This is a genomic window from Bradyrhizobium sp. (assembly GCF_016462955.1).
GTDB lineage: Bacteria > Pseudomonadota > Alphaproteobacteria > Rhizobiales > Xanthobacteraceae > Bradyrhizobium.
This window is the reverse complement of sequence record NZ_JAEMSD010000006.1, coordinates 24,099-33,227: the sequence shown is the minus strand read 5'-3', so window position 1 is coordinate 33,227 and position 9,129 is coordinate 24,099. Positions and strand designations below refer to the sequence as shown.

Below are 9,129 nucleotides of genomic sequence, written 5' to 3'. Positions count from 1 at the left end.
GCCGTCGCCGGTGAACTTGGCGAGGGAGTCGTGGACCTTCTTGAAGTTGGCGTTGGTCGCCGCGACTTCGGCATGCAGCTCCTTGGCCGCCTTGTAGCAAGCGTCCATGATCGGGGGCGAGAAAGCGTGCAGCTTGGCGCCGCCTGCAATCAGCTTCTTCAGCGCCAGCGGATTGGCGGCGTCATAGCGCGCCATCATGTAGTTGTTGGCGTAGTGGCCGGCCTGCTCCAGCACGCTCTGGTAATATTTCGGCAGCGCGTTCCACTTGTCGAGGTTGACGAAGGCCATCAGCATCGGCCCGCCTTCCCACCAGCCTGGATAGTAGTAATGCGGCGCGATCTTGTAGAAGCCGAGCTTCTCGTCGTCGTAGGGCCCGACCCATTCGGCGGCGTCGATGGTGCCCTTCTCCAGCGCCGGATAGATGTCGCCGCCGGCGAGCTGCTGCGGCACCGCGCCGAGCTTCTGGAGCACGCGGCCGGCGAAGCCGCCGATGCGGATCTTCAGGCCCTTGAGATCGTCGGGCGTGTTGACCTCTTTCCTGAACCAGCCGCCCATCTGGCAGCCGGTATTGCCCGCGAGCAGCGAGACGACGTTGTAGCTCTTGTAGAACTCGTTGAGCACGTCGCGACCGCCGCCCTGCATGTACCAGGCCTGGTTGATGCGCATGTTGGGACCGAACGGCACGGCCGAGCCGAAGGTGAAGGTCGGGTCCTTGCCGAAATAATAATAGGAGGCGGTGTGGCCGATCTCGCAGGTGCCGTTCTGCACGGCGTCGAGCACCTGCAGGCCCGGCACGATCTCGCCCGCGGCGAAGATCTGGATCTGGAATTTATTGTCGGTCGCCTCGGCGACCATCTTGCACATCACGTCGGCACCGCCGAACAGCGTGTCGAGTGATTTCGGCCAGCTCGTCGGCATGCGCCATTTGATCTCCGGCATCGACTGCGCGATCGCGGGAGCCGCGAGCGTGGCGGCGCCGGCCGCACCAAGCCCTGTGACCTTGATGAAGTCTCTTCTCTTCATGATTTCCTGCCCTGATGGATGGTGATTGTCAGCCTTCTTGCCGAGGCTTGGGCGCAAGCATGGAACATCGTCGGGCGGAATGCCACCCCGATCGCATCGCGGCAAAGAAAAAGCCCGGCCTCCTGGAGAGGCCGGGCTACCGGTCTTAGAACTCGAGCCGCAGATCAGCCGCGGGTGCGCGAGCGGATCATGAAGGTGTCGTAGGTATACTCGGCGACCTGCCACCACAGATATTCGTCGGAGCGGTAGGCCTGCATGGCGTCGATCGACTTCTTGAAGTCGGCGTTCTTGGCCGAGATCTCGGCCCACAGCTCGTTGGTCGACTTGAGGCAGGCTTCCAGCACTTCGTTGGTGAAGGGACGGAGCTGGGTGCCGCCGGCGACCAGGCGCTTCAGCGCCGCCGGGTTCTGCATGTCGTAGCGCGCGGCCATCCAAGTGTTGGCATGGGCGGTCGCGTTGGTGAGGATGGCCTGGTAGTTCTTCGGCAGCGCGTTGAACTTTTCCAGGTTGGCGAAGGCGTGGACGGTCGGACCGCCCTCCCAGAAGCCCGGATAGTAGTAGTACTTGGCGACCTTGGCGAAGCCGAGCTTCTCGTCATCGTAGGGGCCAACCCATTCGGCGGCGTCGATGGTGCCCTTCTCCAGCGCCGGATAGATGTCGCCGCCGGCGAGCTGCTGCGGCACCACGCCGACCTTCTGCAGCACCTGGCCGGCGATGCCGCCGATGCGCATCTTGAGGCCGGACAGGTCGGCAACCGTCTTGATCTCCTTGCGGAACCAGCCGCCCATCTGGGTGCCGGTGTTGCCGCAGGGGAAGCCGATCACGTTCGACTTCTTGAAGAACTCGTTGGCGAGCTCGTTGCCGCCGCCCTGGTAGAGCCACGAATTCTGCTGGCGCGCGTTGAGGCCGAACGGCACCGAGGCGAAGATCGCGAAGGTCGGGTCCTTGCCGACGTAGTAGTAGGACACGGTGTGGCACATATCGACCGTGCCGTTCGAGGTCGCATCGAGCGCCTGGAGTCCGGGGACGATTTCGCCACCGGCGAACACCTGGATCTGGAACTTGTTGTCGGTCATCTCGGCGACGTACTTCGCAACCTGCTCGGCACCGCCATAGATGGTGTCGAGCGACTTCGGGAAGCTCGAAGTCAGGCGCCACTTCACCTCGGGCGAGGATTGCGCGATCGCCGGCGAGGCCACTGCGGTGGCCGCCGCGCCTGCTGCCGACACTTTGAGAAAATCACGACGCTTCATCTTCAGGTCTCTCCTTGCTGGGGCGTTTCCCCTTGACTTCTCTTCTTGCCGCCGCTCGTTCCGGCGACGCGTCAGGACCGCGTCGAACCGAAGGGGCTTGACTGCGGGGGGCCTTTAACACGGAAGCCCGGCTTGCGGAACGCGACAAAGGCATGACGGGGGTCTACGAAAGTCGCATGCCCCGGGGCCCGCCGCGGCGGCCACGTTTAGGCGGCGGCGATGACACCCTTGAGCTGGTCCCGGACCTGGCCGGCGATGGCGCGGTAGATCGCCGCATGCGGGCCGTCCGGCTCGCTGTCGACGACAGGATTGCCGGCGTCCGAGGTGGCGCGAATCGCCATGTGCAGGGGGATCTCGCCCAGGAACGGCACCCCGAGCTTCTCGGCCTCGTGCCGGGCCCCGCCATGGCCGAAAATGTCCGACTTGGTCCCGCAATGCGGGCACTGGAAGTAGCTCATGTTCTCGACGATGCCGAGCACGGGCACGTTGACCTTCCTGAACATGGCAAGCCCTCGCCGCGCATCGATAAGGGACAGGTCCTGCGGGGTCGAGACGATCACGGCGCCCTTGAGCGGCACGTTCTGCGCCAGCGTGAGCTGGGCATCGCCGGTGCCCGGCGGCATGTCGACCACCAGCACGTCGAGCTTGCCCCATTCGACGTCGCGCAGCATCTGTGTCACGGCCGACATCACCATCGGGCCGCGCCAGATCATCGCGGTCTCCTCCTCGACCAGGAAGCCGATCGACATGATGGCGAGGCCGAAACGCCGAAGCGGAATCATCTTGCGCTCGTCGTTCAGCTCGGGCTTGTCGCGCAGCCCCGTCAGGCGCGGCACCGAGGGACCGTAGATATCGGCATCGAGCAGCCCGACCTTGAGGCCGAGGTCGCGCAGGCCGAGCGCCAGATTGAGCGCCGTGGTCGACTTGCCGACGCCGCCCTTGCCGGAGGCCACCGCGATCACGGCGGCAACGCCCGGAATCTCCGTTTGCCGGGCCATCGGCGAGCCACCGCCCTGCGGCGGCTTGTGGGCATGGGCCGGCTGAACGCCGGGCGTGCCGCGGCTCGGCTGCGGGGGTGGCGGCGGAGCGGCGCCCGGCTTGCGCTCGGCGGTCAGCGCCACCATGACGGTGGTGACCCCGGGAATGGCGCGCACGGCGGCCTCCGCTTCGGCCCGGACGGATTCCCAGGCCCTCGCCTCTGCGGCATCGACATTGATCGAGAAGAACACCTTGCCGTCCGAGGCGCTGATCGCGCTCAGCACATTGGCATGGGCAAGCGACACCCCTCGGGGCGACTTGACCCTATCGAGGCTGTCGAGGACCTGTTGCTGCGTCACGCTCAAAGCGCATCTCCTGGAGTTGAGGATGCCCCATTAGAGCGGAAACGCCAAAAAGGCTACTGCCTGCCGACATCGTCAGCCCTCTCGGCAGGCGCCGCTCCCTGCTCCCGGGCGGCCTCGTAATTCAGTTCGATCATGACCCCGTTGGGGTCGTGGACAAAGATCTGCCAGAGGTCGCCGCCGGGCACCTGGCGGGCGTCAAACGTCATCCCCTTGGATGCCAGCCGCTGCTTCATGCCGTCAAAACCGCGGCTGACGAAGGCAACATGGTGCACAACGCCGGAATCCGGCTTTTGTGGCTCGGCGGTCGCGGAAATATCGACGAGGTGCACCACTGGCTTGCCCTCGCTGTACATCCAGGCCCCCGGGAAGGCGAAGTTCGGCCGTGCACCTTTCTCCAGCCCCAAGACATCCTCGTAGAAGCGGACGGTCTCGGTCAGCTTCCGGGTCCGGATGTTGAAATGATCGAGGACGCCAACGCTCACGCCGCCCATGCTCTCGCTCCCATTTTTGAAGTTTTTGGGTCCGCCATCCTAGCACAGGGGGCGGCCAAGCGAAGCCGTTGCCCTCCGGCCTCAAGGGTTTATGGTGCGCCTCCGATCCGCCCTCACCGCGGAACCCAGGCGCCCCTCGCCTGGCAAGAACCGTAAAACCCAAGCTACGGACAAGGTATCACAATGGCTAAAGTCGCTTTCCTCGGCCTCGGCGTGATGGGCTTCCCCATGGCCGGACACCTCGTGAAGAAGGGGGGCCATGAGGTCACCGTCTACAACCGCACTGCGGCCAAGGCGAAGGAATGGGCGGACAAGTTCGGCGGCAAGACCGCCCCGACGCCAAAGGCGGCCGCCGAGGGTCAGGATTTCGTGATGTGCTGCGTCGGCAACGACAACGACCTGCGCGCGGTCACGATCGGGCCCGACGGCGCCTTCGCCGGCATGAAGAAGGGTGCGACCTTCGTCGACCACACCACCGCTTCCGCCGAGGTCGCACGTGAGCTGGACGCGGCCGCCACCAAGGCCGGCTTCAAATTTGTCGACGCGCCGGTGTCCGGCGGCCAGGCCGGCGCCGAGAACGGCGTGCTGACGGTGATGTGCGGCGGCGCGCCGGATGCCTATGCCGGCGCCGAGCCGATCATCACGGGCGCCTATGCGCGGATGTGCAAACTGCTCGGGCCCGCAGGAAGCGGCCAGCTGACGAAGATGGTCAACCAGATCTGCATCGCCGGTCTGGTGCAGGGCCTCTCCGAGGGGATCCACTTCGCCAAGAAGAGCGGCCTGGACGTCGCCGCGGTGATCGAGACCATTTCGAAGGGAGCCGCGCAGTCCTGGCAGATGGAGAACCGCTACAAGACCATGAACGAGGGCAAGTACGATTTCGGCTTCGCGGTCGAATGGATGCGCAAGGACCTCTCGATCGCGCTCGCCGAAGCCCGTCGCAACGGCGCCAACCTGCCGGTGACCGCGCTGGTCGACCAGTTCTACTCGGAGGTCGAAAAGATGGGCGGCAAGCGCTGGGATACGTCGAGCCTGCTCGCGCGTCTGCAGCGCTGACGCCCTGTTGCGGCCCGGTCCGGGGGTCGCCGACCTCGAGCACCGTCGCGACATCCGCCGCGACGGTGTTCCGTAAAGCGCCAGCCAAAGCAATCATCGACTTCCGGGGGGAAGCCTTGCCTAACGTGATCGCCGCCATCCTCGTTGTTGCGCGCCTGCTCCCGGTCGCGTTCGTGATCGCGCTGGCATCAACTTCACAGGCGCTCGCCGCATCGCTCGATGGCGCCAACATCGGCCCGCAATGGGCGCTTCCATTCGCGGGCATGCTGCTGTCGATCGCGATATTCCCGCTCGCAGCGCCTCACTTCTGGGAGCACCATCAGGGCAAGATTGCCGCGATGTGGGCCATCCTGATCGTGCTGCCGCTTGCAATCTGGTACGGCCCGCTTCCGACCATTCAGTCGCTCGTTCATACCGCGCTGCTCGAATACGTCCCCTTCATTCTGCTGCTCCTTGCATTGTTCACGGTAGCCGGCGGAATCGTGGTGCGCGGCAATCTTCACGGCTCGCCGGTCCTGAATACGACGCTGCTCGCGATGGGCACCTTGATCGCGAGCGTCATCGGCACGACCGGCGCGTCGATGGTCATGATCCGGCCGGTGATCCGCGCCAATGACGACCGTCGGCACAATGCGCACGTCGTCATCTTCTTCATCTTTCTGGTATCCAACATCGGCGGCTCGCTTTCGCCCTTGGGAGATCCGCCGCTGTTTCTGGGATTCCTGCGCGGCGTGGACTTCTTCTGGACGACGACGCACCTTTTCCCTCACACCACGTTCGCCGCCTGGATTCTGCTCGTCCTGTTCTTTTGCATCGATAGTTATCTTTATCGCAAGGAAGGCCGGGTCAAACCCGACCCGACCCCGGACAATCCCCTTCGGATCAGCGGCGGCCTCAACTTCGCTTTGATGGGAGTCATCATCGCCGCGATCCTCTTGAGTGCCAAGCTCGACCTCGGCGGATTCGAGGTTCTCGGCACGCACCTCCAGCTGCAGAACCTTCTGCGCGATGCCGTGATGATCGGGGTCGTGTTCGCATCCCTTGCCGTCACGTCGAAGGAGGACCACGAAGCAAACGGATTTTCTTGGGGCCCGATGACAGAAGTGGCGAAGCTGTTCGCCGCCATCTTCATCACCATCATCCCGGTGCTCGCGATTCTCAACGCCGGCAAATCCGGCGCGTTTGCCTCCGTCGTGAACATGGTGACCAACGCCGACGGCACGCCGAACAATGCCGCCTATTTCTGGTTGACCGGCGTGCTCTCGTCGTTTCTCGACAATGCGCCGACCTATCTGGTCTTCTTTGAGCTCGCCGGAGGCGATGCCAAATATCTGATGACGAACGGCGCCCTCACCCTGGCCGCGATTTCCGCAGGCGCTGTGTTCATGGGCGCAAACTCCTACATCGGCAACGCGCCCAACTTCATGGTGTACGCGATCGCGCGGGGGAGCGGCGTCGCAATGCCGGGCTTCTTCGGATACATGGCCTGGACCTCGGTGCTGCTGCTGCCAGTGTTCGCATTGGTCACGCTCGTCTTCTTCAGGTGAAGAGCGACCTTCTCCGCTCCTGGAACCAAGGCCGGACCAGATGGGAATTAACGCCGGGTTAACGTAATTCTTTAGCTCCTTAAGTCAGCTCTTAACGATTTCTTGCCAGAGATAGACAATGCAGAAGGCCCGCGTCCGGCGTGGGCAGGAATCGTGTTGCTTGATGAGTAACCCCGCTGAAAAGCCCGAGGTTGTGCAGCTTCCGGCCGAGCCGGTGAGCGCTCCATCGGCGAGCAGCCGTAGGGCTGCGGCGCAGCGGGTGCGCGAGGCGCGCGACAAGTTAACGTCGACCAGTGGAACCCGGCCGGCTTTCGACGCCGAGATGCTGCGGCAATACGCCCAGACGCGGCTGTCGGCTTCTTATGTCGTGATGCTGCTGGTCGTCGCCACTGGACTGCTGTTCGGCCTGTGGATGCAGCCGATCCCGGCCGCGGCCTGGACCGTCGGCATGCTCTGCATCCATTCGGCGATGATCCGCAGCTGCCGGCGCTTCCTGAGCGAGCCCGCCTCGCCCACAGCAACGCGCGCGTGGCGGACCCGCTTCGTCGTGCTCGACCTGCTCTATGGCCTGTGCTGGATGGCGATCCTGATCCATCCCGTGCTCGACCTGGTCACGGAAACGCTGATGATGTTCCTGATGCTGCTGGTCATCGCAGTATCGAGCATGCTCGCCGCCAATCTTCCGATCGCAGCCCTTGCCGCCACCGCGCCGGTCGCTGTCGCGATGGCGCTGAACTTTGCGATGACCGGCTCGCTGGACAATTACATCCTGGCCGCGCTCGCGCTCGCGGCCGAAGGCTATTTCGTGCTGCTGGCGCACCGCCTGCACTCCTCGACGTTCGCCACGCTGGAAGCGCGGGCCGAGAAGGATGCGCTGATCGGCGAGCTGGAACAGGCCAAGGCGATCTCGGACGAAGCGCGCCACCGCGCCGAAGCCGCCAACGTCGCCAAGTCGCGCTTTCTCGCACAGATGAGCCACGAACTCCGCACGCCGCTGAACGCTATCCTCGGCTTCTCCGAGGTGATGAAGAGCGAGATTTTCGGCGCGCACGCGGTGCCGGTCTACAAGGAATATTCCGCCGACAGCCACAATGCCGGCGTGCACCTGCTCAACCTCATCAACGAGATCCTCGATCTGTCGCGGATCGAGGCCGGCCGTTACGAGCTCAATGAGGAAGCCGTGTCGCTCGTCGGCATCGTCGCCGATTGCCATCACTTGATGAAGCTCCGTGCCTCGAGCCGCGGCATCACCATCCACGAAGTGTTCGAGCAGGCGATGCCTCGGCTCTGGGCCGACGAGCGCGCGATCCGCCAGGTCGTGCTCAATCTGCTCTCCAACTCGATCAAGTTCACGCCGCAGGGCGGCGAGATCTGGCTCAAGGCCGGCTGGACCGCCTCGGGCGGGCAATATCTGTCGGTGAAGGATACCGGCTCCGGCATCCCGGAGGACGAGATCCCGGTGGTGCTCGCTTCGTTCGGCCAGGGCTCCAATTCGATCAAATCGGCCGAGCAAGGCGCCGGCCTCGGCCTGCCGATCGCCAAGAATCTCATCGACCTGCATGGCGGTACGTTCACGCTGAAATCGAAGCTGCGCATCGGCACCGAGGTAATCGTCACATTCCCGCCGGAGCGCGTGATGAGCGCGCTCGCACCGCTGTCGGATGATTCTCCGCCGCTCCAGCCGGAGAGTTCCGTCGTGCCGGAGGAGAAGCGCCGGCCCCGACGAAAGCCGATCATGAGCGCCGGAACAGGCTCCTAACGAGATGCTTGCAGAAATGTCCGACGATCCCTCACTATGTCCGAATGAGCAAAGAAACGCCGTGCGTCGCCGTCTGCATGATCGATCCAAAAACCAAGCTGTGCTTCGGCTGCGGCCGGACCTTGCCCGAAATCGCCCGCTGGCACGCCATGGACAGTGCGGACCGGCTTGCGGTCATGGCCCACTTGCCGGCGCGCATGGCGGAGGCTGGACTTACGCCGGTTGCGGCAGCGCCGAAACGCATCTGATCCGCCTGTGTGCCTTCGGAGGCGCGCTATGATCCGCTTCCTGCTCGTTGTGGTCATGCTCGCCGGCACGGCGGGTGCCGTCGTCGCCTATGGCGATCCCAACCAGATCGCGCGGGCCGGCCATAAGGTGTCGCACATGTTTCGTGCGCAGGCCGCCGCCCCGGCGCCGGCCGTCCAGATCCCGCGCGGCCAGGGCGGCGAATTTACACTGCGCGCGAAGATCAACGGCGTCACCGCGCCGATGGTGATCGACACCGGCGCGACCTCCGTGGTGCTGACATGGGAAACCGCGAAAGCGATCGGGCTCCCGCTCGAGATGCTTGAATACGATGTCGACCTCGAGACCGCGGGCGGCCGCACCAAGGCGGCGCGGCTCACGCTCGATCGTCTCGCCGTCGGCCATCTCGTC

At 64.5% G+C, this 9,129-nt stretch carries 9 protein-coding genes; 5 read left to right on the top strand and 4 right to left on the bottom strand.

The features are described from left to right. The 4 genes from dctP to JHD07_RS01550 form a co-directional block, all read right to left on the bottom strand. A partial coding sequence (gene dctP, locus JHD07_RS01565) for a TRAP transporter substrate-binding protein DctP (RefSeq protein ID WP_291618299.1) occupies positions 1-1,023 on the bottom strand: 1,023 nt, incomplete at its 3' end. 164 nt (positions 1,024-1,187) lie between these two features. Continuing rightward, entirely contained in the window at positions 1,188-2,276 is a 1,089-nt protein-coding gene (locus JHD07_RS01560) for a TRAP transporter substrate-binding protein (protein ID WP_291618298.1), read from the bottom strand. Between the two features lie 206 nt (positions 2,277-2,482). Then, on the bottom strand, positions 2,483-3,619 hold the full coding sequence (locus tag JHD07_RS01555; protein WP_291618296.1) for an Mrp/NBP35 family ATP-binding protein: 1,137 nt from the start codon (positions 3,617-3,619) through the stop codon (positions 2,483-2,485). Between the two features lie 53 nt (positions 3,620-3,672). Further along, positions 3,673-4,110: a VOC family protein gene (locus JHD07_RS01550; RefSeq protein WP_291618294.1), complete on the bottom strand. Its 438-nt coding sequence runs from the start codon at positions 4,108-4,110 to the stop codon at positions 3,673-3,675. Positions 4,111-4,293: 183 nt separating this feature from the next. Here JHD07_RS01550 and JHD07_RS01545 point away from each other — a divergent pair, with 183 nt between their 5' ends. From JHD07_RS01545 to JHD07_RS01525, 5 genes are all read left to right on the top strand, one after another. Continuing rightward, positions 4,294-5,166 carry an NAD(P)-dependent oxidoreductase gene (locus JHD07_RS01545; RefSeq protein ID WP_291618292.1) on the top strand — a complete coding sequence of 291 codons (873 nt, stop codon included), beginning with the start codon at positions 4,294-4,296 and terminating at the stop codon, positions 5,164-5,166. 182 nt (positions 5,167-5,348) lie between these two features. Beyond that, a complete protein-coding gene (locus JHD07_RS01540; protein WP_291618325.1) occupies positions 5,349-6,713 on the top strand; it encodes a sodium:proton antiporter in 1,365 nt (454 codons plus the stop codon). 163 nt (positions 6,714-6,876) lie between these two features. Next, entirely contained in the window at positions 6,877-8,472 is a 1,596-nt protein-coding gene (locus tag JHD07_RS01535; RefSeq protein WP_291618290.1) for a HAMP domain-containing sensor histidine kinase, read from the top strand. A gap of 44 nt (positions 8,473-8,516) precedes the next feature. Further along, entirely contained in the window at positions 8,517-8,720 is a 204-nt protein-coding gene (locus JHD07_RS01530) for a DUF1289 domain-containing protein (RefSeq protein WP_291618288.1), read from the top strand. 28 nt (positions 8,721-8,748) lie between these two features. Next, the coding region (locus JHD07_RS01525) for a TIGR02281 family clan AA aspartic protease (protein WP_291618287.1) at positions 8,749-9,129 on the top strand (381 nt) is incomplete at its 3' end.